General features: G+C 63.1%; 24 protein-coding genes. 17 read left to right on the top strand and 7 right to left on the bottom strand.

From position 1 onward, the window contains the following. The 3 genes from ACIQC5_RS11305 to ACIQC5_RS11295 are packed head-to-tail and all read right to left on the bottom strand — an operon-like array spanning window position 1 to window position 2,981. Window positions 1-1,143, bottom strand: a complete 1,143-nt coding sequence (locus ACIQC5_RS11305; protein WP_400281840.1) for a sugar ABC transporter substrate-binding protein — start codon at window positions 1,141-1,143, stop codon at window positions 1-3. 45 nt (window positions 1,144-1,188) lie between these two features. Next, window positions 1,189-2,259 (bottom strand): ABC transporter permease, encoded by a 1,071-nt coding sequence (locus tag ACIQC5_RS11300; RefSeq protein WP_400281837.1) that lies wholly within the window; start codon window positions 2,257-2,259, stop codon window positions 1,189-1,191. A 14-nt stretch (window positions 2,260-2,273) separates the two neighbouring features. After that, the gene (locus ACIQC5_RS11295; protein ID WP_400281834.1) at window positions 2,274-2,981 is read right to left on the bottom strand and encodes a hypothetical protein; all 708 of its coding nucleotides are present in this window, start codon (window positions 2,979-2,981) and stop codon (window positions 2,274-2,276) included. Between the two features lie 245 nt (window positions 2,982-3,226). Here ACIQC5_RS11295 and ACIQC5_RS11290 point away from each other — a divergent pair, with 245 nt between their 5' ends. Both ACIQC5_RS11290 and ACIQC5_RS11285 read left to right on the top strand, forming a co-directional pair. Then, window positions 3,227-6,241: a BTAD domain-containing putative transcriptional regulator gene (locus ACIQC5_RS11290; protein WP_400282408.1), complete on the top strand. Its 3,015-nt coding sequence runs from the start codon at window positions 3,227-3,229 to the stop codon at window positions 6,239-6,241. A gap of 216 nt (window positions 6,242-6,457) precedes the next feature. Then, window positions 6,458-6,892 carry an alpha/beta hydrolase gene (locus tag ACIQC5_RS11285; protein ID WP_400282405.1) on the top strand — a complete coding sequence of 145 codons (435 nt, stop codon included), beginning with the start codon at window positions 6,458-6,460 and terminating at the stop codon, window positions 6,890-6,892. A 203-nt stretch (window positions 6,893-7,095) separates the two neighbouring features. On the opposite strand, the gene ACIQC5_RS11280 is transcribed toward ACIQC5_RS11285, so the two are convergent. Genes ACIQC5_RS11280 through ACIQC5_RS11270 form a run of 3 tightly spaced genes read right to left on the bottom strand, consistent with a single transcriptional unit; the run spans window position 7,096 to window position 10,483 of the window. Beyond that, entirely contained in the window at window positions 7,096-8,520 is a 1,425-nt protein-coding gene (locus tag ACIQC5_RS11280) for a dihydroorotase family protein (protein WP_400281831.1), read from the bottom strand. Beyond that, window positions 8,513-9,496, bottom strand: a complete 984-nt coding sequence (locus tag ACIQC5_RS11275; RefSeq protein ID WP_400281828.1) for an acetamidase/formamidase family protein — start codon at window positions 9,494-9,496, stop codon at window positions 8,513-8,515. Before ACIQC5_RS11275 ends, ACIQC5_RS11280 begins: the two co-directional genes overlap by 8 nt. A 12-nt stretch (window positions 9,497-9,508) precedes the next feature. Next, a complete protein-coding gene (locus tag ACIQC5_RS11270) occupies window positions 9,509-10,483 on the bottom strand; it encodes a branched-chain amino acid transaminase (protein WP_400281826.1) in 975 nt (324 codons plus the stop codon). 453 nt (window positions 10,484-10,936) lie between these two features. Here ACIQC5_RS11270 and ACIQC5_RS11265 point away from each other — a divergent pair, with 453 nt between their 5' ends. From ACIQC5_RS11265 to ACIQC5_RS11195, 15 genes are all read left to right on the top strand, one after another. After that, the gene (locus tag ACIQC5_RS11265; RefSeq protein WP_400281823.1) at window positions 10,937-11,824 is read left to right on the top strand and encodes an ABC transporter permease; all 888 of its coding nucleotides are present in this window, start codon (window positions 10,937-10,939) and stop codon (window positions 11,822-11,824) included. Then, entirely contained in the window at window positions 11,821-12,684 is an 864-nt protein-coding gene (locus tag ACIQC5_RS11260) for an ABC transporter ATP-binding protein (RefSeq protein ID WP_400281821.1), read from the top strand. Before ACIQC5_RS11265 ends, ACIQC5_RS11260 begins: the two co-directional genes overlap by 4 nt. Window positions 12,685-12,686: 2 nt before the next feature. Then, complete coding sequence (locus ACIQC5_RS11255) at window positions 12,687-13,490, top strand: ATP-binding cassette domain-containing protein (RefSeq protein ID WP_400281818.1); 804 nt, start codon at window positions 12,687-12,689, stop codon at window positions 13,488-13,490. Then, window positions 13,487-14,560, top strand: coding sequence for an ABC transporter permease (locus ACIQC5_RS11250; protein ID WP_400281816.1), 1,074 nt, complete (start codon window positions 13,487-13,489; stop codon window positions 14,558-14,560). The genes ACIQC5_RS11255 and ACIQC5_RS11250 overlap by 4 nt, the downstream gene beginning before the upstream one ends. 57 nt (window positions 14,561-14,617) lie before the next feature. Beyond that, complete coding sequence (locus tag ACIQC5_RS11245; RefSeq protein ID WP_400281813.1) at window positions 14,618-15,445, top strand: hypothetical protein; 828 nt, start codon at window positions 14,618-14,620, stop codon at window positions 15,443-15,445. Between the two features lie 9 nt (window positions 15,446-15,454). After that, on the top strand, window positions 15,455-16,285 hold the full coding sequence (locus tag ACIQC5_RS11240) for an MBL fold metallo-hydrolase (protein ID WP_400281810.1): 831 nt from the start codon (window positions 15,455-15,457) through the stop codon (window positions 16,283-16,285). A 27-nt stretch (window positions 16,286-16,312) separates the two neighbouring features. Beyond that, window positions 16,313-17,905, top strand: coding sequence for an ABC transporter substrate-binding protein (locus ACIQC5_RS11235; RefSeq protein WP_400281807.1), 1,593 nt, complete (start codon window positions 16,313-16,315; stop codon window positions 17,903-17,905). 83 nt (window positions 17,906-17,988) lie between these two features. Further along, window positions 17,989-18,663: a cysteine hydrolase family protein gene (locus tag ACIQC5_RS11230; protein ID WP_400281804.1), complete on the top strand. Its 675-nt coding sequence runs from the start codon at window positions 17,989-17,991 to the stop codon at window positions 18,661-18,663. A gap of 51 nt (window positions 18,664-18,714) precedes the next feature. Next, a complete protein-coding gene (locus tag ACIQC5_RS11225; protein ID WP_400281801.1) occupies window positions 18,715-19,482 on the top strand; it encodes a hypothetical protein in 768 nt (255 codons plus the stop codon). Further along, window positions 19,479-20,288 (top strand): MBL fold metallo-hydrolase, encoded by an 810-nt coding sequence (locus ACIQC5_RS11220; RefSeq protein WP_400281798.1) that lies wholly within the window; start codon window positions 19,479-19,481, stop codon window positions 20,286-20,288. The genes ACIQC5_RS11225 and ACIQC5_RS11220 overlap by 4 nt, the downstream gene beginning before the upstream one ends. A 42-nt stretch (window positions 20,289-20,330) precedes the next feature. Continuing rightward, the gene (locus ACIQC5_RS11215) at window positions 20,331-21,254 is read left to right on the top strand and encodes a polysaccharide deacetylase family protein (RefSeq protein ID WP_400281796.1); all 924 of its coding nucleotides are present in this window, start codon (window positions 20,331-20,333) and stop codon (window positions 21,252-21,254) included. Further along, window positions 21,251-21,679, top strand: a complete 429-nt coding sequence (locus tag ACIQC5_RS11210; RefSeq protein WP_400281793.1) for a cupin domain-containing protein — start codon at window positions 21,251-21,253, stop codon at window positions 21,677-21,679. Before ACIQC5_RS11215 ends, ACIQC5_RS11210 begins: the two co-directional genes overlap by 4 nt. Window positions 21,680-21,752: 73 nt before the next feature. Then, entirely contained in the window at window positions 21,753-22,475 is a 723-nt protein-coding gene (locus tag ACIQC5_RS11205; protein WP_400281790.1) for an aldolase/citrate lyase family protein, read from the top strand. Window positions 22,476-22,588: 113 nt separating this feature from the next. Beyond that, window positions 22,589-23,206 (top strand): cupin domain-containing protein, encoded by a 618-nt coding sequence (locus ACIQC5_RS11200; RefSeq protein ID WP_400281787.1) that lies wholly within the window; start codon window positions 22,589-22,591, stop codon window positions 23,204-23,206. 2 nt (window positions 23,207-23,208) lie between these two features. Further along, window positions 23,209-23,928, top strand: a complete 720-nt coding sequence (locus ACIQC5_RS11195) for an aspartate/glutamate racemase family protein (RefSeq protein ID WP_400281784.1) — start codon at window positions 23,209-23,211, stop codon at window positions 23,926-23,928. A gap of 18 nt (window positions 23,929-23,946) precedes the next feature. Here the strand turns inward: ACIQC5_RS11195 and ACIQC5_RS11190 are convergent, their stop codons facing one another. Beyond that, on the bottom strand, window positions 23,947-24,858 hold the full coding sequence (locus ACIQC5_RS11190) for a polysaccharide deacetylase family protein (protein ID WP_400281782.1): 912 nt from the start codon (window positions 24,856-24,858) through the stop codon (window positions 23,947-23,949). Window positions 24,859-24,940: the final 82 nt, after the last annotated feature.

Below are 24,940 nucleotides of genomic sequence, written 5' to 3'. Positions count from 1 at the left end.
CTACTTCCAGAGGCTGGTGTACTGCTGCTTGTAGTCGACGTTGTCGTAGAGGGCAGCCTCGGATGAGATATCCACGCCGTTGATGTTCTCGGCATCGAAAAGCTTCACGGGTACCTCGCTGATGGCGGGCTGTTCCCCCGCAAGCGCCCGCAGAGTGCGGTCCATCATGGCCCACCCGAGCCAGTTGTTGCTGTTTCCTACGTCAACGGCCTGGACTCGCTTATCGCGGATGAAGCCCAGATTCGCCTCGAAGGCGTTAATACTCCCGACTCGGATTTCGGCTTTGCGGCTTGAGAGTTCAACAGCCGGAATGGTGAACTGCGCGATCCCGTCGATTGCGGGGAACACCCAGTTGAGCTTCGGATTGCGGGAGATCTGGGAGCCTGTCAGGGTTTCGGCCGCGGTCTTGAAGTTGGACTGCATCAAATCATCAACTTGGAGGGTGCATTCCTTGGAGCAAAATTCCTTGAATCCCTCCTCAATGCCTTTGCGCATTGCGGTGAAGGTCTCGATTGACGGGAGATTCTGAACTGCGCCGTGCACAGCACCATCGGTGTTGGCAATTGCGTAGGCGGCCACTAGCTTGCCGGACTTGAAGTAATCGATACTGACTTCACCAGCGGCGCCCTTTTCGATGGACGCATTCACATCAACGTTCAGTGCGCCGATGACAGGCACACCGGCCTTGTTCGCGTTGCTGATGGCAGTCGGGAGCAAATTGAAGTTAATGCCGAACGCCACGATTGCCGCCGATTTGGAAGCCAGGGCCTGGTCCATCTGCTTTGCCGCTGTGTCCGTGGACCCCTTGGCGTCATAGATATCGACCTGGACGCCAGCCTGCTTGCCGGCCTCGGCCATGCCATCAAGTACCGCGCGGACGAAGGGAAGGGAGTTGTCCAGCGTAACGGCTGAGATGGTCTTGCCTTTGAACTTCGAAATGTCGATTGCCTCGCCAGGAGACAGGAAGACTGCGGGCTTTGCACTGGTCTCCACGAACCGTTGTGCGGCGATCTTTCCTTCGGACGCGTTGACTGTGGAGTTGGCCAAGGGGGATGCATTGCCGGCCTGGCAGGCGGTCAGACCGATGAGCGAGAGGCCAAGGCCAAGAGCTGCGAGCGACTTCAGTGGGCGGGAATTCTTCATTGAATTGATTCCTTTGGGTTACGGGGGAGCGGTGAGTGGTGTTGTTCAGGAGGAGGAGGCGGATTTGCGGCTGACGATTGCGGCAAAAGAGACGGCCAAGACCAATGCGGCACCGTTGAAGACGTTTTCGAGCCAACCTGCGCCGCCCAACATCTGCAGCCCGGTCACGCCGGTCACAACCAGGAACACTGCGATCACAGTGCCCCACGCATTGAAGCGACCCGGTTTGATGACCGTGGCGCCAAGGAAGACCGCCGCAGCACCCGGGAGCAGGAACGATGAGCCGAGATTGGGGTCGGCGCTGCCGAGGCGTCCGACATTGAGAACACCGGCCAAGCCGCAAAAGAAGGCGCTGGCGGTGAGGGCGAAGACTCGGATGCGATCTGTAGGGAGGCCACTGAGTCGGGCAACTTCGCGGCCTTCACCGGTGAAGTAGATGTATCGGCCCAGGGGTGTGTGTTCCATGAAGAGCCACACAATGACCGCCAGCAGGAAGGAGAAGTAGACGGGCAGTGGCAGGCCAAAGAGCTGTGTGGTGGCGATTTGATTGAGGAACTCCGGTGCCCCTGCGATGACCTGGGAACCTGAAACGGCCAGGGTCAGACCTGTAATGACCGTACCCATGCCAAGGGTGGTGATCATTGAACTGATGCCAATCTTGACGATGAAGTACGAGTTCAGCAGTCCCCACACCATTGTGGAGCCCAGGGCAATGGGGATGGCGATTTCTCCGGGGAGTCCCATCTGTACATTGAGCACTGCTAGGACGATGGAGGACCATGCGATCATTGGGCCGAACGAGAGATCGAATTCGCCGGCCGCGAAGGGGATGACCAGGCCAAGGGCAGCAATGATGAGGACGCTCTGGGATGATGTGACCACGCGAAGGTTCTCGAACGTGAAGAACGTTTCCGGGGCTGCGATGGAGAAAAACGCAACGACGAAGATGAGCACGCCCAGAACGGCGTATTTGTAGGTCAGACGGCGGAAGAGGGACTCCTGCGGGATGGCTAGCTTCGCAGGTCGCGGTGGAGTGGACTTGGCAGCGGGGTCCGGTATGGATCGTTTGTCAACGGCCTCATCCGGGCCGGCGGAAGGCAAAGACGTCTTGCTCATTGGGCTTTCTCCCATCACATGAAGTGGTCTGTATCGGCGATGACGGAAGCCACGCGGGCGCCTGCCACCTCGAGTTCTACGGTGTTGTTGGATATCAGCGCGATCGGCTCACCAAGACCGACTGCGACAAAAACTTCCGGCCCAGGACGAGGCGCTGCGTCCAAGGCATAGAGTTCCGCAAGAGGACTGCAGCAACGGATTGCGTCTGCTGTGATTCCCTCCGCTGCCTGCCGGACCGTATCGGGGGCCGGAACAGTTCCTTCCTCCACGGCCACGCCGTCGCGAAGCATCCGAAATGTAGGCTCCGCTTCGGTTTGTGTCAGTGAAATGGAAGAGACCAGCCGTGCCACTCCGCCATTGACGGCAACCAGATCCGCTGTCTCGATTGCGCTGTCGTCGAAACGGCGGCTGGTTACTTCGAGGCCTACTTGCAGCTTTCCGTCTTTGGCCTGCACACCGTTGCCGCGGAGCGCCTGCCGCAAGCACTCGGGGCTTAGAAGCAGTCCGACGACGCCACGGACCAGCAAAGGGACCGAATCAGTGGGGATTCTCGCTGGCGTGGAAGAAACCATCCGTTCACTCAGAATCACCGGATCCCCGGATACCCGGTCCTGCCCAATGAGCACGGCGCTGTGGTCGCCCCTTGCCATACGACGACGGATTACCTCGTCACGAACAAGCCGAGCATCCTCGATGGAGAGGCCAGGGATCATTCGGCTCAACGGAGTGATCCTTCGACGTTGAATGTCTGAGGACATGACCAGATCCGCGAGCCTGCGGAGCTCTCGACCTGTGAGCCGTGCGCCTTCTTGGGGTCGCTGTGGAGCTTGCATCCAATTCATAGCGCTACAGTATTGAGGAGCCGGTTAACCGACCCGAAACCGTCACTCCGGTTTTTCGAGAAATACGTTAACGCACCGGCTCAGTTCCCGTTCACTGCCGCTGGTGCCAGGAGTTAGACGTGTCAATGGAGCACACACTGCCCCTTCTACGGGGCAAGGTCATGCCTCCGCCGCTGCCCGAAATCTTTCTGGACCGGCCGCGGCTGGACATGTCGATTCAGAGCAGGCTAGACGCTTTGCCGGTGCTGATGGTGTGTGCAACGGCAGGCGCAGGCAAGACCACAGCGGTCCGTAGTGCACTCAAGAACGACGAACGTACGGCGTGGTTAACCATTGACGCTGCCGATGCTTCGCCGGGCCGGCTGCTCACTTACATTGCGGCTGCCCTCGCTCCCTTTGCCGCTGAGGTCCCCGAGCTGGTGAAGCTTGCGTTGTCTTCCCAGGCACCCCACGGCGAAGTCGCCGGCCTATTGATCGAAGCCCTTGTGGGGGAGTCCCGGACGACGCTTGTCCTGGACCAGTTGGACCGCATAGCGGACCACGCCAACGCGCTGGACGTTATCGACCATCTAATGCGCTTTGCGCCGTCGAACGTCAGGATCATCCTGATCTCGCGCAATGCCGTCACGTTTCCCTCCAGTGCAGTTCCCGGGTCGGAGCGGCTGGACTTCCTCATCGATCGCGAGCTTGCGTTTACCCAGGATGAAGCTGGGGTCGCGCTTGATATTGCCGGCGGTTCAACTGACGACATTGATGCCGTTATGGAATCAACTGGGGGATGGGTGGTGGGAGTTCTCTTCGCTGGAACCACAGCGAAGCCCATCAAACTCGCACTTCAGCCGGAGATTGACCCACTCCACGCGTATCTGTGGACGCATGTTCTTCAAGGGTTGGACGACGAACTGAGGGAATTCGCGATTTCGACTTCCTTGCTGGCCGCTGTCGACGCTCCACGTGCTGCGGCTCTTGGACTGGAACGTACCGAAGGCTTCCTGACGGAATTGCGAGCCCACCGAATCCCGGCCGTTTGGGTGCCTGGCGGCAAGACCGTCCGCTATCACCCGGTTTTGCGGGATTACCTCTTAGTGCTTTTGGAGAGGCGTCCCAGAGCCGATGTGGTGGCCTTAAAAGTCCGTTTCGGCAAACTGCTGGCGTCAGAGGGTTTCCTGATTGAGGCCACGGAAGAATTGCTGTCAGTTGCCGCGTACGACCAGGCATTGCCCTACGCCGAACAGGCCATTGGCACGTTAATTGATCGTCGTGACTATGACGTGGCCGACAGGTGGCTCGATGCCCTGGCCGGTCACGGCCAGGCCGCACTTAGCCCACTCACGACGGCGGAACTGATGCTGGCCGTCGCACGTGAGGAATACTGGCGCGGCGTGCGCATAGCCGACCAATTGGAGGCCTTGGGACAGCGAGAGGCGCTGGCCCGGAGCTCAAGCAATGCCGCAGCGATGATGATCTGGTGCTACTATCACGCCTGTCGCACGGACGACATTACCAGGGTCCTGACGGTTGCCCAGGATGGGCCGGAACTTGAAGCGGCAAGGTACCTCCTCACGCTCATTGACGAAGAACCAGCAAATCCCTTCCCCTCCTCAACAGCTGGAGTGTACGTCGACGGACTCGTTCTTCGTCTCCGATACTGGCGTGGCGAGCTCGCCGCGGCATCAGCTCCAACCGCGAACCCGGCGACCGATGCTGTGGTGGCGCCGTGGCGCGTAGCTGCCCTGCGCGCTGTCGGAGAACTGGACGAGGCTCATCGGCTGTATGAGCGGGCCCAAGCGGCGGGTGTCTTGACTGCCGGGCTCCGGGCAGTGGTGGGGGCAGAGCTGTTTACGGACATGGGACGCGAAGATGACGCCCGCTCATGCATCGCGCAGGGCCGTGCTGAGGCACGGCGCAACGGTTCTGTAGTGTGGGATCTTTTCTCCCAACTGACCGAAGCCAAGCTTGAACTCAGGCTCAAGCACGATCCCCTTCGAGCCCGTCAAATCCTCGAAGCCTTGGAAAGGCACGAGTCCTCCAGGGCTTATCAGTCCACGGCAGAGCAGATCGATGTCTGGCAGGGTCTCTGCCATCTCATTCTCAGGGAGTACGAATCTGCCCGTGTCAGGCTGCGGAGGGCCATGGATTCGATGCGCGTCTCCGGACGGGTCTTGGAACTCCCGATTGCTGCTGTCTACTTGGCCGAAGCGGCTTGGCATTGCGGTGACGAGAAGACGTCCGACCTTGCTTCGGATATTGCGCTGGCAGCGGCGCGCCAGCAGGGCACAGATGAAGTGATTCTCCGGGCACTCAGGGAGTTCCCGGAGGTTCTTTCACGACGACTTGATGGCCTTGCCACCAGCGACACTGATTGGCATCGGCTCGGAAGCAGGATACTGAACGGAGAGTCCCGCAAAGTGCTCTCCTCCACGGTCATAGTTCAGCTGCATGAGTTCGGGAACCCCAAGATCCTCATCGGTGGTGCCGAAGCGAAACCGCGAATCGCAAAATGCTATGAGCTTCTGGCCTACTTGGCTTCCGTTGGGAGCATGACGGCCACGCGACCGCAGCTGTTGGACGCCTTGTTTGATGGACGCGATACGAACACATCGCGTTCATACTTGCGGCAAGTCGTTCACCAGCTCCGTTCTGTGCTGCCCGACGGTGTCGGTCCGTTCATGTCGAGCGATACCATCGGCCTTGCGGAGCATGTTTCAGTAGAGAGTGATGCAAGGCGCTTCGAACAGGTGGCCCAACGCGCGCGGAGCAACGATCCGAGGGCAAGACTCGAGGAAATCCAAGCGGCATTGCCGATCTTGGGTTTAGGTGACTACCTCCCGAAAGCCAAATCGGAATGGTTTGAGGGCCGCCGTGCAGAAATCCAAGGGGTTTCTGTGGCATTGAGGCTCGAAAGCGCCCAGCTTGCATTTGACCTCGGTGCGTATGCCCAAGCCGATGATTTCGCCGCCTCGGTTCTAGCGGACGAGCCGCTGAGGGAAGTCGCCTGGCGGTTGCGCATGCGAACGGCATCGGCTTTGGGGTCTTATGACGACGTGCTGCTGAAGTACACAGAATGCGTCACGGCCTTGGCCGCCATTGGGACCCAACCAGCGCGCGAGACGAAGGCCCTCCTCGACCAACTGCGATAGAAGACGGCAACGGAGCGTGGAGGAGCCATCGGACTCGTGGCCAAGGCCAGCCCGGACCAGCCAGTCTCTAATGTCACCAGAGACGGCCGACGCCTCCACAAGGAAATGCCTGGGGAGATTCGCCGAGCGGGGCTGGCGTCAGGTGATGGCAGTTCCCCCATTCGATCTATGGAGGATGGATCAAAGAGGCACATCAGGTAAGGACCGCAGACTCGGATAACCATTTACGCTGAGGACTTCAGTGCAGCGGTCGACTACTTGCGCTCTTTGTCCTTCGTGGACCAAGAACGTATCGGTGCCATCGGGATCTGTGGCAGCGGCAGCTTCGTCCTCAGCGCGGCGAAGATCGACCCACGCATCAAGGTCATTGCCACGGTGAGCATGTACGACATGGGAGCTGCGAATTGGGACGGACTTCTCAAATCCGTGAGTCTGGAGCAGCGTCAGAAGTTTATTTCGAACGCTGCCGCGCAGCGTGACATCGGGGAAATGGGGCTGTGCTTACCGTCAGCTAACCTCGGCAGGGAAGCCGATCCCAGGTGTTGGCCTGGGTGCACTACGGCGCTTCCACCCGTGGCAAGGGCCCACCGGGCGCCGAACTCGGTACCGATCCAACCCATCTGCGGAGCTCCAAGGGCCGTGCCGCCCTGAAGCACGGCAAGGTGGAGCGCAAGCACCCGGCCTCGCAGTTGAGGGCTGACGGAGAGTTGGATGCTGGTGTTTCACACGTTGAGGAAAGTCATCGACGAAAGGCCCACTGGAACCAACACCACGGCGTAGACCCAAAAAGCCCCCAGCAAGTCGCCCCGTTCGGTTCCAGCACGATGCGAGGTAGGGGGAAAGAATCGAGTCCGTCAGCACGCGGGTCGGTTGAGGACGTCGCTGGACACGCGTTGCTTGAGCAGCGATCCGCCCGGGCCCGTCAGCAACTTTCGGTTCTCCACCACGACGGTTCCGCGCAGCACGGTCATGCTCGGCCAGGCAGCCACCCGGTAGCCTTCCCATGGCGTGTAGTCCGCCTCGTGAAGGTCCGTGGCCGTGATCTTGCGGTCTATGGTGGTGTCCAGCACGGCCAGGTCTGCGTCGCTGCCGATGGCGATGACGCCCTTTTGTGGGTACAGGCCCAGGATTTTCGCAGCGTTTGCCGATGTGATGTCCACGAAGCGGGTCAGGTCCAGGCCCCGTTTCTTAACGCCTTCGGTGTATGCCACTGCCATGCGCATCTCGACGCCGGCGTGGCCGCCGGTCGCGTCGAGGATGGTCTTGCCGCGCGTTTTCACGTCCAGGTCGGTGCACACGCCGTCGGTGGCCAGGGTGCTCAGTGAACCGTCGAGCAACGATTCCCACATCGAGTCCCGGTCTGTCTCGGACTTCAACGACGGGTACGTGTGGTAAATTGCTCCGTTCTCCTGCTTGTAGTCCTCAGCTGTGAAGTAGGCGTAGTGCGGAAGGATCTCCCCGTACACCGCCTGGCCGCGGCCGCGTGCCTCACGGATGGCATCCACGCCTTCGCGGGCGCTGACGTGCATGAGGTAAATGGGGGCCCCCACATGATGGGCGAGGGTGATGGCCCGCTGGAAGGAGAGTTTTTCGGAGAGGTTGTTGTGGGCGTGGTGCATGTACTCGAGGGCGGTCTTGCCCTGGCGCTGCAGCTTCTTGTACGAGTACATGACAATGTCGTCGTCCTCAGCATGGACGGCAAGCATCGCGCCAGCGGCGGCCGTCTGCTCCATCAACCCCCACATGTTGCCCAGGTCCGTCTTCTGCTTAGGCCGCGAGGGCGTCGTGTTTGTCATCCACACCTTATAGCTGCCGTGCCCGTTGGCCACCGCGTCCGGGACCTGCTCCAGGACCTCGAACGGGATCTCCGGCTCCTTGAAGGTGCCGTGCAGCGCGTAGTCCGTGTAAGTGGAACCAGCCCACTCGGCCGACTTCCGTGCGAACGACTCGGACAGTTCGTCGCCCGGCTTCCAGTGTGCAAAGTCCACCAGAGTGGTGGTGCCGCCGTAGATGGCGCCCTCGCTCACGCGGTCCGGCCCGAAGCACATGATGCCGCTCTCCGCCGCGGTGGGAAGCACCGAGTTTGTGTGCACGTGCGGGTCCACGCCGCCGGGCACCACCAGTTGGCCTTTCAGGTCCACGACGCGCCGGGCTTCGTCGGGTGTGCCCACCCCAGAGGCACGGAGCGACACGATCTTGCCCTCCGAAATGCCGATGTCCAGACGCTCGGCACCGGAGGGGGTGACGACCAAGCCATTGGTCAGGAGGAGATCAAACATCGGAGACCTGCGCATTCGTAGTGTCGGAAGAATCAATGGTGAAGGGTTCGGTGCTGAAATACCTTGAGGCCAGCGTGACCTTGGCAGAGACCCGGGCGTTGACCAGCTGCGAGACGGACACGTCCGCGGCCGCGCTGAGCAGCATCGCGGTCTTCTCCCGCGACCAGTTCCGGTCCGTCTGAAGCAGCTCCAGCATGTCGTCCAGGGCAAGCCTCGCCGCTTCGTCCAAGGTGTCGCCGTCGCCGATGGTGATGACGGAACCGCCGCTGAGGACCACCGGTCGCCGGATGCCGGTGTCAGCGTCCGGAACGGCCGTCCTGGGAATCACGGTGCAGGAGAGCCGCACGCTGCCTTCAACCTCGACGGCGGTCAGCGAGCACTCGCCGTCGCCCTGCGCCGCATGCAGATCGCCGGCGTACAGCATCGCTCCGGTCACCTGCACAGGGAGTACGACGGCGGACCCCGCCGTCACGTCCTTACAGTCCATGTTGCCGCCATGGATTCCTACGGTGCTGGAATTGGGGCCGGCGCCAACGGGCGCCACCCCGAGCTTGCCCACCATGGGCCGGACGGGGATGGTGATGCCGTCGTCGAACAGCACCTGGCCGTCCACGATCTCCACCACGCGGCCGGAGCGCCCAAGACCTCCCGTGAAGCCGCCCCGGCCGGGCAAGGTGACCATTGCCCCGCGGCCGGCGATCCTGATCTCGTGGATGTCCACGCGTAGCGCATCGCCGGGATTTACTCCGCGGATGGCCACAGGTCCGGTGACGGGAATGGACAATTTCTCGTACTCACCGGTCTCCTCGAAGAGGCCGCCGGTGAGCAGGCTCCGTGCGTCCAGCCAGAAGTGCTCGCCTTGGTTGACCTCGAGGACTGGACCGGCGCTCGCCTCAAAGGACAATGAGGCGTCCTCGTACCCGGCGCGCGCCAGTTCCCCGCGCGGCACCACCTGCAGCGTCTGCGTTTCTTGCATGGGTGTCTCCTTTCAGGACGGGTAGACGGGGGTAGCCCAGTTCTGGTCCGCGGCCACGCGTCCTATGACGGCCTGCCGGTACAAGTCCTGGAGGCTGCGGGTGATCTCACCGGCAGTTCCCTTGCCAATGGTGGTGCGGTCAACGGAAGCGATGTGGTTGACCTCCGCGGCACTGCCGCACACAAAGATTTCGTCGGCCGAGTACAGCTCGGTGCGGTCGATAGGACGAATGTCGACATCGATGCCCAGCTCCGTGCGGGCCAGGTGCAGGACGCTGTCCCGGGTGATGCCCTCGAGAATGCTGTCCGTCACCGGGGGAGTGCAAAGCCGTCCCTGGCGGACCATGAACACGTTATAGCCGGCGCCCTCGGCAACGTGTCCGTTCTCCGTGAGCAGCAGCGCCGCGTTGTAGCCGTTGCGCTTGGCTTCCAACAGGGCGAGGCGGCCGTTCTGGTAATTGGCAATGGACTTTACCCGGGGCGGCATGGACCGGTCCGAGAGGCGGGCCCAGCTGCTGATCTGCACGTCCAGGCCTGTGGAACCGAAGTAGTTGCCCATGGGAATGGCCGCCATGAAAACGGTGGAGGGGCCGGTGTCTTCCGGCTTGCCATCCTTGGAATCGACAAACACTTGGGCCCGCATGTGCAGATTTCCCCGCAGATCGTTTGCCCGGATCAGTCCCAGCAGCTGATCGCCGAGTTCGTCGATGTTCTGCGGGCCGTCGATCTCCACCACCCTCATGGAGTCGATCAGACGTTTCATGTGGTCGGCCACTCTGAACGCGTACAGCTGCTGTTCCTCCTCGCTCCAGTACGCGCGGAACCCTTCGAAGACTCCGACGCCGTACTTCAGCGAGGTGCTCAGCACATGGAGGCGGGCGTCGGCGTAGTCCACCAACTCGCCATCGTGGAGGAGGTACTTCACCGGCTGGCCCGGGTCGGGCTGCGGGGTGGCTACTGCGGCTGCTGTTTGTTGAAAGTTGGGCATCGGGTCCGTTCCTCATCTGTTCCGTGGGTGCTGGCGGCGTCGAAAGCACCTGAGCTTCATCACAATCGGTACATGCTCACTATATTGAAGTCACTTCACTGTGGTGTCAATGGGGTTCTTGCTGGCAATCAGCGTCCCCGGGGCCCGCGCGAGCCTCCGGCTGTGGCCGGTAAGTACGTCGACTGACCGCGACAACTTTGGGGCTGTCCCCTGATTTTCCAGAAAAAGAGTGCAATTCGTCACACTTGGCGCTACAGTCACATTCAATAAAGTGATGAGACTTTGATATGAGGCGGTTGCCCATCAAGGTCCGAACAGGGAGCTGAACATGCAACAGCCACTGGTCCTGAAGCAGGACAATCTTCAATACATTGCGAGTGGACTCATTGCGAGCAGCTCTGGCGTCTGCCTCGCCTCAGACATCGTTGCCGGCCGATTCCCAGCGGGGGCCCGATGAGCATCCAAGGACTTCCGCGCACCTCACCCGGCCTTCGGGCCACGACGTGGGCCCGCCGCGGCCAGATCCTCCTGGTCGGCCGGTCCAACACCATTATGGCCGTCATTGCGGTGGCCATTATTGTAGGGCTGCCTCTTCTGGCACTCGTGGCCCCGCTGCCGCACGATCCCATGCGTCCGGACACCGAAGCGATCGGCATCGCACCGAATGGGACGCACTGGTTCGGCACCGATGGAAACGGGATGGATATCTTCTCCCGGACCATCGAGGCCGCGAAACTGGACCTTCCAGTAGCCCTCGCGGCTACGGCATTGTCGCTGCTCGTAGGCGTCCCCCTGGGACTGTTTGCCACGAGCGGTCGGCTGGGCGAGGCAATCATGCGCGTCATTGACGCCTTCGCCGCACTGCCGATCATCGTGATCGCGGTCGTCTCCATCAAGCTCATGGGCGGCGGTGCAACGGACGTGGTCCTGGCGATCGCCATAGTGGCGGCGCCCAGGTTCGTTCGCCTGTCCCGGGCTGCGGCCATGGCCCTTCGCTCCGCGCGCTATGTGGAGGCTGCGGCGGCGATCGGGTGCTCGCCGGCCCGCATCGCGTTCAACCACATCTTCCGCAACGCCTACGGCGTGGTTCTGGTGCAGGCAACACTGACGGCGGCCAACGCCCTGGGCACCATCGCCGCATTGAACTTCCTCGGCGTGGGAGTCAAGCCGCCCACACCGACCTGGGGGGCCATGATCAACGACGGCGTCAGCATGCTCATCCGCGGCGAATGGTGGGCGGCCGCCTTCCCCACAGCCGCAATGCTCCTTGCCATCGGTTCACTCAATGTGATTGCCGGAGCAATCGAAACGAAGATCGAACGAGTGGAGCGGGCACGATGACCATAGGACTTCACGTGCGGGACCTCGTGACGGAGTTCCATTCCCGCGAAGGTGTGACACGCGCCCTCCACGGCATTTCCTTTGATGTCGGCAGCAATGAAATCGTGGGCGTCGTGGGTGAATCAGGTTCGGGCAAGTCCACTGTGGTGCGCTCCGTGGTTAAGTTGCTGATGCCGCCGGGGCGGGTCATGGAGGGCACCGCCGAGTTCCAAGGACAGGACCTGATTCGCCTGCCGGAACGGCAGATCCGCCCCATTCGGGGCAAGGAAATCGGCTTCGTGGCGCAGAACCCTTTCAGTGCCCTGAACCCGGTGGTGCGCATTGAAAAGCAGTTCTCGAACATTGCCAGGGCGCACGGGCTTAAGGCCGACGCCGAAGCGCGTGGGCGGGCCCTGGAACTGCTGGCCTCCTCCGGCGTCAACGATCCAGAACGCGTCATGCGCGGCTACGCGCACGAGCTCAGCGGCGGCATGGCCCAGCGCGTTGTCATCGCCATGGCCTTGTACCTCAACCCCAGTTTGGTCATCGCCGATGAACCGACGACGGCGCTGGACCTCACCGTGCAGCGGCAGGTGCTCGATACTCTGACCCGGCTGACCAAGGGGAGCGGGCGGTCAATGCTCATCGTCACCCATGACCTGGGGGTGGTGGCCAACTACTGCGACCGCGTCCTCGTTATGTACCGTGGCCGCATCGTTGAGCAGGGTCCGGTATCCGAGGTGTTCGTTCGGCCCCAGGATCCCTACACTGTTTCGCTGCTCAATTCCGTCGTTCAGCCGAAAGCTGTCCCGGTCAGCGGGGTGCCCCGCTCTGGCGACACGACGCTTCCTACCGAACTCTCCGAATCCAGGAGCATCTGACCATGCCCATCATTGAATTGAAGGATGTCCGGAAGTCCTTCCGGACGCCGCAAGGACTGCCTGTTGCGGCAGTTGACGGGATTTCCCTCGCCGTGGAACGCGGCGAGACGTTGGGGATCATTGGCGAAAGCGGTTCCGGCAAGTCAACCCTCGGCCGCCTGATCCTCAGGCTCATTGAGGCCGATTCGGGCACGATCCTCCTTGAGGGCGAAGACATCCGTGCATTGTCGAAGGCTCAGCTGCGGAACCGGCGCCGGCGCTGGCAGATTGTCTTCCAGGAGCCGTTCGCCTCCTTGAATCCCCGCCTGACCATCCGCCAGATTGTCGAGGAACCCCTGATCGTTGCGAAGACGTACGGATCCAAGGCCGAGCGCCTGCGCCGGGTCATTGACACGCTGAAAGAGGTGGGGCTCTCGCCGGATTTCCTGAACCGCCGCCCTGCCAATCTTAGCGGCGGTCAACAACAAAGGGTGGGAATCGCCAGGTGCCTCGTGACGGACCCCACCTTGGTGGTCCTCGACGAGCCGACGTCGTCCCTGGACCTGACTATCAGGGCATCCGTCCTGCAGATGCTCGCCAGGCTACAGCTCGCGAGGCGACTGACCTACGTCTTCGTCTCCCACGACATCGAGACCGTCCGGCACTTCTGTTCCCACGTGGCTGTCATGCACCGTGGCCGGTTCGTTGAAACGGGCACTACGGATGACGTTCTCTCCCGTCCGCAGCAGCCCTACACGCAGGCGCTCATGGCCGCGGCAATGCCTCCCATCCCATACGTCCCTGAAGAAAGGGAGGCGTTGGCATGATCCGCTATGTCCTGTCCCGCCTTGTCATTGCCTTCCTGCTTCTCCTGGGGCTTATCACCCTGAGCTTTGGGCTGGTCTCGCTGCTTCCCGGGAACCCGGCCGTTGCACTTCTGGGTGAGTATGCCACCCCGGCAGACATCGCCCGGATCAATTCCCAGCTGGGCCTGGATAAACCATTCTGGGAACGCTACTTGGAGTACATGGGCCGCACCTTGAGCGGAGACCTGGGAAATTCATTCTTCACAGGTAGCCCCGTGGCAGGGGAGATCTGGACCCGGCTGCCCAACACCCTGGTCTACCTGGTTCCCGGCCTGGTCCTTGCCCTGCTCATCGGTATGGGCATGGGCACACTGGCGGCCTACCGCTACGGGCGGGGAGCGGACAAGGCCTTCACCGCCGGCGTCTCGTTCCTCATGGCCATGCCGGAGTTTGTTCTTGCCCTCCTCCTGCTGTTCATCTTCTACCAGCAGCTCCACCTGGCGCCCGCTCCGCTGGGCATGCTGTCCAGCGCCGACATTCCACCACCCAAGGTCACCGGATCCCTCGCCCTGGACGCCGTGATCGCCGGTCATTGGGGAACGGTGCAATCCATCCTCAGCAGGGCCGTCCTGCCCATCATCACCATGGGCCTGTTCTTCGCGGCCCCGTTCGGGAAGACCGTCCGGACCGGCCTCCTCCAGGTGCTGAATTCACCACAGATCGAATTCGCCCGGGCCTGCGGACTGAGGCCGCTACAGGTGTTCCGCTACGCACTCAGTGATGTACGCGGGGCTCTGATGACGTACATGGTCCTTCTGTTCGCCGCGGCCCTCAGCGGAGCGGCCATCATCGAAAGCGTGTTTTCCTGGCCCGGCGTGGGCGGCTGGTCCCTGGACGGCGTCCTCAAGGGCGACGTTCCCGTGATCCAAGGCTTCGTCCTCATCATGGGTGCCACGAGCCTCCTGGGCTATGTGCTGCTGGACGCCCTCATCACCCTCCTGGACCCCCGCACGCGTCACAACGTCATACGTGGCGTGAAAAGCCCGTCCAAGCTGCGCCCCGCGGCGGAGCCGGCCGCGCAGCAGGGCTAAAGCCCGCGCCGCAAAGAAAATCCTTGACAAACCCTCGATATTCAATAGATTGAAGATATGTTCACTTCATTGCATAAAGACAAGTTGACGGTCCTTGGCGGAAGCATTCCGCTCGACGGCCGTGTGAGCTGGGTTCCGCAAGGTGCAACAGGATTCCAGCCGTCCAACGCCTACCTCCTGAGCGAAGGCTCCTCCAGGCTCCTGGTCGATTCCGGCCTGGCCGTTCACAGTCAACGGATCCTGGACGACCTGGCAGGGCTCATCGGCGAAGGCGGGGGATTGTCCGTCTTCTTCACCCGGAGCGAGATGGACTGTGTGTCCAATCTTGAACCCATCGCCGGCAGGTTCGACATCGAGCGGCTCTTCACCGGCGGGGTCATCAACCCCTTCGACGCCTTCGATGACGTGAGCCGCCTGGCCTTGCGGGGACGCCGCCACCAGATCGACGCCCAGCGGACCGAAACCGGCGACTCCATGGCCCGTGCAGCCGAGATCGAGATTGCTCCGGGCCGGGTGCTGGAAGTCGAATCGCCCCTGCTGCGCCTCCTGCCCACCTTCTGGGGCTGGGACAAGGAAACGGGCACGCTGTTCACCTCGGACACCTTCACCCACGGCCTCATGAACGGGCCGGAGGGCCAGCGGATCATCGACTCCACGGTTGAGGACACCACCACGGTGGAACAGGTGGCCGGCCACCTGTACGCGAAATACGAGTGGATCCCGCGCTCCACCTGCGAGCCCCTTCGGGAGTGGCTCCAGGACAAATTCGACACACTGGACCCCGAGGTCATCGCCCCATCCCGCGGCTGCGTCCTGAAGGGCCGCGATGTGGTGCGGCGCCACCTCGATTTCATGCTCGACGCGCTCACCCCGCAGTTGGTTTAGGAGACCATTATGGAAGAACAACTCGTAGAAACCATGAGCAGTGACCTGCCCCGACGTGTCGCGGACGGCGTCACGTGGATGAGCTCCTGCCTCCCCTTCCACCTGGCGGACCGGGTGATCCACGGCCACAACTCCACCTACCTGGTCCAAGGCGAGCATTCGTCCATCCTGGTGGACACCGGCAACCCGTCCAGCTGGCCCATCATTTCCAGCACGCTCGACGAGCTGCTGGACGGCCGCCGGCTGACGTACGTGTTCCCCACGCACCCCGAACTTCCCCACACAGGAAACCTGCCCCGGCTCGTGGAGAAGTACCCGGACGTTCAGGTGGTGGGTGACATCCGCGACTACCACCTCTTCTACCCACAGATCGTTCCGAACCTCCACGCAAAGGTGCCCGGGGACCGGATCGACCTTGGCGGGCAGGAGTTCCTGGTGGTGGAGGCCCTTATCCGGGACTTGCCCAACACCCAGTGGGGCTTTGCACCCGGAGCAGGCGTTCTCTTCACCGCCGACGGCTTTTGCTACATGCACCGCCCCGAACTCGACGACGAAGACCCGGTACACCTCCCGGGTGAATGCGGACTGACCACCGGCGAACTGCAGGTGCCTATCGCCGTCGAGAATGCTGCCTTCTTTACCGGAAGCGCCCTGTACTGGGCACGCTTCGCCAACGATGCCGATGCAATCTATGACCGCGTTCTTCATCTTATTGATGAGATTGGCGTCAAATCCGTGGCCCCCACCCACGGCAACTTCATCAGCAACATCCGCGACGTGGAGCCCATCATCCGGGCCGGCCACAAGCAGGCTTACCGCTACGAGACTGTTCAGCCGTAGCTTTCCCCAATCAACGGAGTCACTGTTATGAAACGTCTGCGTTTGATCACCGGGGGCGCTGCTGTCGCCCTCGCCACGTCCCTTGTTGCCTGCGGAGGTTCACCGCAGGCAACAGTCAACCCCACCATCGAAAGCGTTGTTGTTGCGGTGGGATCCCTGCCGGACAGCCTCACCCCCTCACCCTGGGGAGGCAGCGCCTCGCACGTAGTGCTCAGCGGCCTCGGCTCGCAGCTCCTCGAGTACAAAGCCGCCGCCAGCGACGGCCAGACGTGCCCCGCGCCGTCCACGGAATTGAACGGCCGCCTGGCCGAAAGCGTCAAGCCCAGCCCGGATGGCACCGGCGTTGTGGTCACGCTCCGCAAGCTCACCAGCCAGTTCGGGAACACCCTCACGGCCGAAGACGTCCGGTGGAGTTTCGATATCGGCATGAAGCGTCAGCCGGTCATGAAGGGCACGCTGAAGAGCAGCGGCTTCAACGTGGACAACCTCGTCAAGGTGATCGATGACAAGACCCTCCAGCTCAACACCACGGCGCTGACCTCCTACACCGAGGAATCCCTGCAAAACAACCTGTTCTACGTCCATGACAGCACCGAGGCCAAGAAGCACGTTACCGCGGAAGACCCTACGGCGAATACTTGGCTGTCGAAGAACCTGGCCGACTACAGCGGCTGGAAGCTTGAAGAATTCACGCCGGGCGCCTCACTGACCGTCACGGCCGATCCGGCATGGGAAGGCACCCGGGGGACGGTGAAGCGCGTGTCCGTCAAAGCGGTCCAGAGCACCGCCACCCGCAGCCAGCTGGTGGAATCCGGCGAGGTCCAGGTGGCCAACGGCTTCGAATACGACCAGTACAAGTCCCTGGAGAAGGCACCGGGCGTCACCGTCCTCAACTGCCCCAGCCAGACCCGCGACACGATGATGATCAACACCAAAACCGGTCCGCTGGCCGACCCCAAAGTCCGCCACGCCGTATCCATGGCCATCGACCGTGAAGCCTTGATCAAGGGCGCCTACGCCGGCTTCGGCGAACCGGCCGGATCCATCTTCCCCATGGTGGAGGACTCGGCGATCTACAAGTTCAACAAGGATGAGGCCAAGAAGCTCCTGGCCGCGGCCGGGTATGCGAACGGGTTCCCGATGACGCTCAGCTACAGTGCAACCCGTCCGGGCCCGGTGGCAGCCAAGTCGGCAGTGCTGATCCAGTCCATGCTCAAGGACGTCGGGATCGACGTCCAGCTTCAGAACGTGGCCAGTTCCACGGACTTCTCCACGGCGCTGCTGGAAGGCCGCTACCAAGCGGTGCTCTACTCGGAGCCGATCGTGATTGCTGACCCCGCGTTCTACAGCTACGCGTTTTACGGAACCGGCGCCCCGAGCAACACCACCGGGTGGTCCAACCCGGAGTTCGACAAGGCACGCAGCGAACTTGCCGCCACGCCGGACTCGGAGGCGGACAAGCGCAGCACGCTCCTGAAGAAGATGACCTCACTTGTGGACGACGGCGCAGCCATCCTGTCGCTCGTCGAAACCAGGGGAGTGCTGGTCACCAAGACCGGGCTGTCCGGGGCTGTGCCCCTCACCAACGGCCAGATCCACTTCAACGCCCTCGGCCGCTAGGCCGCCGGCAGTCCTCGGGTGGTGCCGGCGTCGAACTCGGCCGGCACCACCTCGCAGACACACCCTCAAAGAAGGAACCTCCCATGATTGAAATCTGCGGAAAGCAGGTCCGTGACACGCTGCAGGAACTGCTCGACCCGGCCACCACCGCCCTCGTGGTGATCGACATGCAGGAAGGTGCCGTGTACGCCGGCGGCGCCATCGGCGACTCCGGCCACGACTTGAGCATGATGCCCGACGTCGCCAAGCGCTGCGGCCAGGCCATCGAATCGGCGCGGAAGAACGGCGTTCCCGTCTTCCACATCCGGGTCGAAAACCTGCCCGACGGCGGCAGCTCACCTGCCGCTTGGTTGCGGGCTTTGTACACGGCGGCCAACGGCCGGCCCATTGATTTGGGCAAGCTCAGCCTCAAGGGCGATCCGGCCACGGAGTTCTGTGCCGAGTGCCGGCCCGAGGACGGCGAAGTGATCATCACCAAGCGCCGTCCCAGTGCGTTCGTAGGCACGGAGTTGGCACTCCTGCTGCGGAGCCAGGGCATCGAATCCGTGGCCCTGGTTGGCGTCTCCACCGGCGGATGCGTCGAGGCGACGCTGCGGGACGCGGTCCACAACGACTTCTATGCCGTGCTCCTCGAGGACGCCGTAGGCGCCTATGACACGGTGGTCCATGACGCCGCACTGACCGTCATGCGGGCACGCCACGATGTCTGCACACTGGACGAGGCCATCGCCGTCTGGGACTCGGCCAGCGCCGCCTAGGCCGGCCGCTTCGGAACACGCCGATTCGGAAAATCAGAGAGGAGAAAGTCGTTGAATCCACACACAGCCCAGGCAGCGTCCGCCGTCAACGGCGCCCAGAGCCTGATCGGTGACCGCATTTATCGCCTGGGAGCGGACATCTCCCTGGACGGGCAGGTCAGCTGGTGCCCGCCCGGCGTCCACACCATCCAGCCCGTCAACTGCTACCTCATCAAGGGAAGCGCCGGCTCGGTGCTCGTTGACACCGGCATCCGGCTCCACGAGGCGGAGATCATCCGGCAGCTGGAATCACTGCTCGAACCAGGGGAACGGCTCGCCGTCGTGCTCACCCGGACCGAGATGGAATGCTGCCTAAACCTTCCCGCCATCGAGGCACGGTTCGAGGTCGAATCCGTCTGGTACACCGGCGGGATCACGGTTCCGAGGACCTCGGCGACTCCGCGGCGCATCATGGTCAACCCGGGAGACTCCCTTGACGTGGTGGTCATGGACGGCCTGACGCTGGAGTTCGTCTCGCCGCTGATGCGGCTCCTGCCCACACTGTGGATCTTCGATCCGGCCTCCGGGGCTCTCCTGACCTCCGATGCCTTCACACACGGCTCGTATGGCAGCGCACAGGCGGCCGCGGGTTTGCAGAAGTTCCAGTGGTTTGCCCAGGCCGATACGCGCGGCATTGCGCAGGACGTCGAAGACGTCATCAAAGAACGCCACGTCAGGGCCATCGGACCCGGCTACGGCGAACCGTTCCTCGGCGAAGGCCAATGTGCGACGGAAGCCACCGCACTGGCCGAGGCCATCAGGAAAGTGGGCATCCAATGAGTCCCGACCGCACTCCCGGCCGCGTCCTCGCCGACGGCGTCCACTGGCTGGGCGGCTGCCTGTCGGCCAGCGCCGAAGGTCAGGAAGTCCACTACCATGTCTCCTCATACCTGGTGATCGGCTCCGAAGCGTCGATCCTGGTGGATACAGGCGATCCGGCCCACCGGGAGACGGTGTTGGCGCAGCTGGACCGTGCATTGGGCGGGCGGACGCTTGACTACATCTTCCCGACGCATCCGGAGATCCCGCACGCGGGCAATCTCCCGGCACTGCTGGCCACATACCCCTCGGCTGTGGTGGTGGGTGATGTCCGCGACTACGCCCTCCATTTCCCGGAGTACCGGGAGCGGCTGCAAGCCAAGGCCGCGGGCGAGTCGCTGGATCTCGGCGGCAGGGAGTTCCGCTTCTTCCCGGCGTACATCCGGGACCTGGAGAATACGCTCTGGGGCTACGACGCGGGTGCACGGATCATGTTCGTCTCCGACGGCTTCTCCTACATCCACGACATTCCGGGACCGGAGGACGACGACGAACCGGTGCACCTGCCTGGGCAGTGTCGCCTGCTCTCCACCGAAATGCCTGAGCCGCCCTCAGTGGAACAGGCCGCCTACGGCACCGGACGCGCGCTCTACTGGACCAAGTTTGTCGACGTCGGTACGGCGTTCCAGGCCATCGAGGACACCCTGGAGTCCTATCCGGCCCTGATGATCGGTCCCGCCCACGGAAACGTGATCGACGACGTCGACAGCATGCTCAGGACGTCACTGGCCGCCCACCGGAAGGTCTACGAAGGGCAGGCGCTCTGACGTGAAGTCTTATCAAGTTAATGAACAGGCAAGGAGAAGCCAATGCGCGATCTGATTGGATACGGCGAGAACCCTCCGGTTGTCACCTGGCCGCACGGCGCGAAGGTTGCTGTCTCCGTGGTGCTGAACTACGAGGAAGGAGCCGAGAGCTCCATCGAAGCCGGCGACGAGCGGGACGAGGACGTCTCGATCTTCGGCGGCTGGTCCGCCGACCCCACACGGCGCAGCCTCATGAAGGAGTCCTTCTTCGAGTACGGCAGCCGTGTGGGCATCTGGCGCTACCTCGGGATGCTGCGCGAGTACAACGTCCAGGCAACCGTCATGGCCTGCGGCGCCGCCCTTGAGCGGAACCCGGACGCCGCCCTGGCCATGGTGCGGGACGGCCACGAGATCTGCGCCCACGGCTACAAATGGCGCGGAACCGTCGGGATGGAACCGGACGAGGAACGGCAGGAGATCCGCAAGTCCCTGGCCGCCGTCGAGGCCGTTTCCGGAGTGCGGCCCGTGGGCTGGTACGTCCGTGAGGGGATCACGGAGAACACCCGCACCATCCTGGCCGAGGAAGGCGTACTGTACGACTCGAATTCCTACGCCGACGACCTTCCGTACTATGTGGAAGCCGGCCCGCACAGTCACCTGGTGGTTCCGTATTCGGGCGACACGAACGACGCCCGATTCTGGGGCAATGGCAGCCTTGGCACGGGCGAGGACTTCTTCAACGTCCTGAAGGACTCGCTCGACTGTCTTCTCATCGAAGGCAAGACCGTGCCCAAGATGATGTCCGTTGGGCTGCATCTGAGGATCGGCGGCCGGCCCAGCGTGGCCCACGGCGTGCGCCGCTTCCTCGAATACGCCCTGTCCCAGCAGGGTGTGTGGTTTGCCACCCGTGAGGAAATCGCGCGCTGGTGGATGGCGCACCCGCCCGTGCCGGCCAAGACCGAAGCCGCCTTGGAAGGTGCGGCATGACGCCCGCAGGAGAGACAGGGACGGCCACGGTGGACATTGCCCGCCTGGTCCACAACGTCCACGAGCAGGGCTTCATGGCGTTGGACAAGATCGGGCTCAACGGGCAGCGGGACCAGGGCCTGGTCAGCACGCTCATCTCCCGGGAACTCAGCGGTTCGGATGACCTGTGCGTCAGCTGGGGTAAGATCCTGCCCGGCCAGCACCACCTGTGCCACCACCACCCGGACGCCTCAGAGTTCTACGTGGTCCTGAGCGGAACACCCGTGGTCCACCTCGGCGGCACGGACTACCGGGCAAAGCCCGGCGACGGCATCTACGTCCCCCGCGGAACCAGCCACGGACTCACCAACGACGGCGACGAAGACGTGGAACTCATTGTCGGCGTCAGCAAGCCCGCGGACTGGCAGTTCGTCCCGGACGAGTAGCCGCCGCACCGGCACCAGCCGCTGTCCCTTCCGCGACGCCACCCCGCGCCACCACCTCCAGGAGGAACATCCCATGCCCCAGGAACCAGCCGCACCGCTTGAGCGCAGCGTCGGCATCATCACTGCCGATCCCACGCCAACCCTGCTGGCGCTCCTCGCCCATGCCACCGTGGACTTCCTGGTCCTCGACGCCGAGCAGACCGGGATCACCATCCAGCAGTGCGCCGATGTGGTGCAGCGACTGGCTGGCTCCGGAGTGAAGGTGGCGGTGCGGGTGCCGGACCTGGCCACGAACACGCTGGTGGCTTTCGCCAACACCGGTGTGGCGGAGATCGTCCTCCCGCAGCTCCGGACTGTGGACGAGCTGGAACGCGCATATGAGGCCACGCACTACGCTCCGGAGGGATCAAGGCCGAGGCAGGTGACGCCGGCCTCGGGCTACGGCAGGGACTACTCCTTGGCTCCCGTGATATCGGTATTGTTTGAGACGGTGGAAGCCGTGGAACGCGTCAAGGAATTCGTCGGCAGCCAGGCTTTCGGCGGGGGCTGGGTGGGTCCCACGGATCTTGCTGCCGACCTGCTCCGGCACGGGCATGGTGGGCCGGAAGCCTTGCGCGAGGCCATCGAGCTTGTTGTGGACGTGCTCGCGCGCGCTGGCTGCAGCATCGGACTTCCCGCGCCGGGGATGGCCGCCGCGGCCAGCGTTTTCGACCGCGGAGCAGACCGCTGTGCGGTGTATTGGGAGAAGGAACTCGCCTCCATTCTCAGCGGCTACGCCGATCTGAGGGCCGCATGAGCGCCGTCGGCAGAAGCGGAACGCCTGTCGAATCCAGGGCCTCCAAAATACCTCCCACGCGAAATCATCTTCGATATACTGACGCAAAACCAAGGACTAATGAAGGAGTCGTTGTGGAAGCCACGGACACAGCCAGCAGCGAAGCAACCGGGTCCGTGGAACGCGACTTTTGGATCGCCCATCTCGGCACGATGATCAAACAGCAGCGCCTCGGCCGGTTCACCGTGGAGGAGCTCGCCGAACGTGCAGGCGTCAGCGCGGGGCTCATCAGCCAGATCGAGCGCGGGATCGGCAACCCGTCCTTTGCCACCCTCCTGCGCCTGGCAAACTCCCTGGAACTACCGTTGTCCAGCATGTTCACGGATCCCAACGAAGGTCAGGACCACATGCTGGTCCGCAAGGCCGACCGTCGCCGGATCGAAATCCCCTCGCAGGGCATCATCATGGAGCTGATCGTTCCCGACTCGGAGCGCAAGCTGGGGGTCATCAGCATGACCATTCCGGCCAACTTCGACGGCGCCCACGTTCCGCACTCCCACGAGGGCGAGGAATGCGTCATCCTCCAGGCCGGCACGCTGGTGGCAACCATCGGCGGACAAGACTTTGTGCTGGAAGCCGGCGACAGCCTGACCTACGACGCCTCCCTGCCGCACTGGTGGAGCAACCACACGAATTCGGCCGCGGTGATGCTCGCCATCTCCACGCCGCCGTCCCTCGGCAAGGCGCACTAAGCGTGGGCGTTCCCGGGCCGGGGACGCGGCTGGGACTCCTTGTCCCCTCGAGCAACTCGAACGCGGAGACACTCACGGCATCGATCCTTGCGGGGCAGCCGGACCTAGGGGTCCACTACAGCCGCTTCCGCCTGCCTCCGAGCCTTGATGACGCGGTGGACCTGGGCGTTCTGGGCGACGCTCCGGCCTTGCTGAACGACGCCGATTTGCAGGCGGTCGCGTTCCACGGAACCTCGGGTTCATGGACGGGGCTTGCCGGCGACCGGGCTCTCTGTGCCGAGCTCAAGGCGGTTTGCAGCGCGCCCGCGACCACCGCCTCCGTGGCCGTCGCCGAGGCGCTCAGTGCGCTGTCTGCGAGCCGGATCGGTCTCGTCTTTCCGGGCCCCGAATCCATCGCTGCCGGGATCCAGCGCGAGTACTCCGGCTACGGCTTCGACGTGCGCGCCGTTTCGGTTCCGAATGCCGTCATGAGCAACCCGGAGATCGCCCGTCTGGACGCTGCCGCCATCGGTGCCATGATGCGCCCGGCCTTTGTGGATGGCCTTGAGGCGGTGGTGTGCGTCGGCACCAACCTGCGCTCCGGCTACCTTGTGGAGGCCTTCGAGCAGGAGTTCGGCATCCCCGTTGTGGACAGCGCCATCGCTACCTTGTGGCATGTGCTTCACCTGGCGGGCGTTTCACGCCCGATCCCCGGGTGGGGTGCGCTGCTGGCAGCGCACTAGCCCGACGGCGACGGCGCCCTATGACGCTGGTGACCCGTCCGCCGTCGTCCGTTTCCAGGCATTCACGATCTCTTTGCGCGTCGCGAACCAGACTGCCTTGCCGCGCGCATGGGCCAGGAAACGGTCGAGGGCGGCAGCGTACGCCGGGCGTCCGATCAGCCGTGGATGGAGCCCGACGCTCATCATCGAGGGGCCGCCGCGGGGGTCATCGAGTTGCAACTCCAGGGCCGCGATCAGGTGGTTCCCGAAAGAGGCTGCGGTGGGGAACTGCCGGAACAGCCCGGAATCGTTGGTGTCTCCTGCGTAGGGCAGTACGGGGAGCGGTGGATTGTCCGGGCCGGCGCCCCAGTGCGGGAGGTCGTCGTTGAAGCTGTTGGACTCGTAGGTGAATCCGCTCCCGGCGAGCACGCTGCGCGTACCAGGCTTGAGTCCGTCACGCGAATACCAGCTCGTGGGAGCCTGGCCTGTGCTAGCCCTGATCGCGTCGCGGGACGCGAGGATGAGGCGTTCCTCGGCTTCGTCGTCGAGCTCTGTGTGCGTGTCCCATTGGTGGCCGTGGTCAGCGATCTCGTGCCGGTCGCGCACGAGTGCCGCCGCGATGTCCGGATTCAGGCGCAGTGCCATGGCGCAGCAGAAGGCGGTGGCTCGGACGTCGTGTTTCTGCAGGATCCGCAGCACCCGCCACACGCCGGCACGGGCGCCGTATTCGAAGGCCGATTCCAGGGTGGGGTTCCGTGTTGCTGAAGCGGGCGCCGGAATCCAGTGCGCCCCGAGGTCGTTGGCGGTGTCGCCGCGGGGAATGCTTCGCTCGGCGCCCTCTTCCACATTGATGACGAGGGAAACGGCCACGCGGGCGTCGCCTGGCCAGCAGAAATTCGGCGGAGTTTCGCCATATCCGATGAAATCCCGCTGCGTCTGTGGCAGTGCCATCAGCTTCTCCTTCCGGGGGTTCCGACGCCACACTCTTGCGGCTATAGTGAAGCAAACTTCGATATGATGAAACTAGCCGAGA

It is taken from the genome of Paenarthrobacter sp. NPDC092416 (assembly GCF_044755025.1).
Taxonomy (GTDB): Bacteria; Actinomycetota; Actinomycetes; order Actinomycetales; family Micrococcaceae; genus Arthrobacter.
The sequence above is the reverse complement of the archived record's forward strand: the minus strand, read 5'-3'. Positions and strand labels throughout refer to the sequence as shown.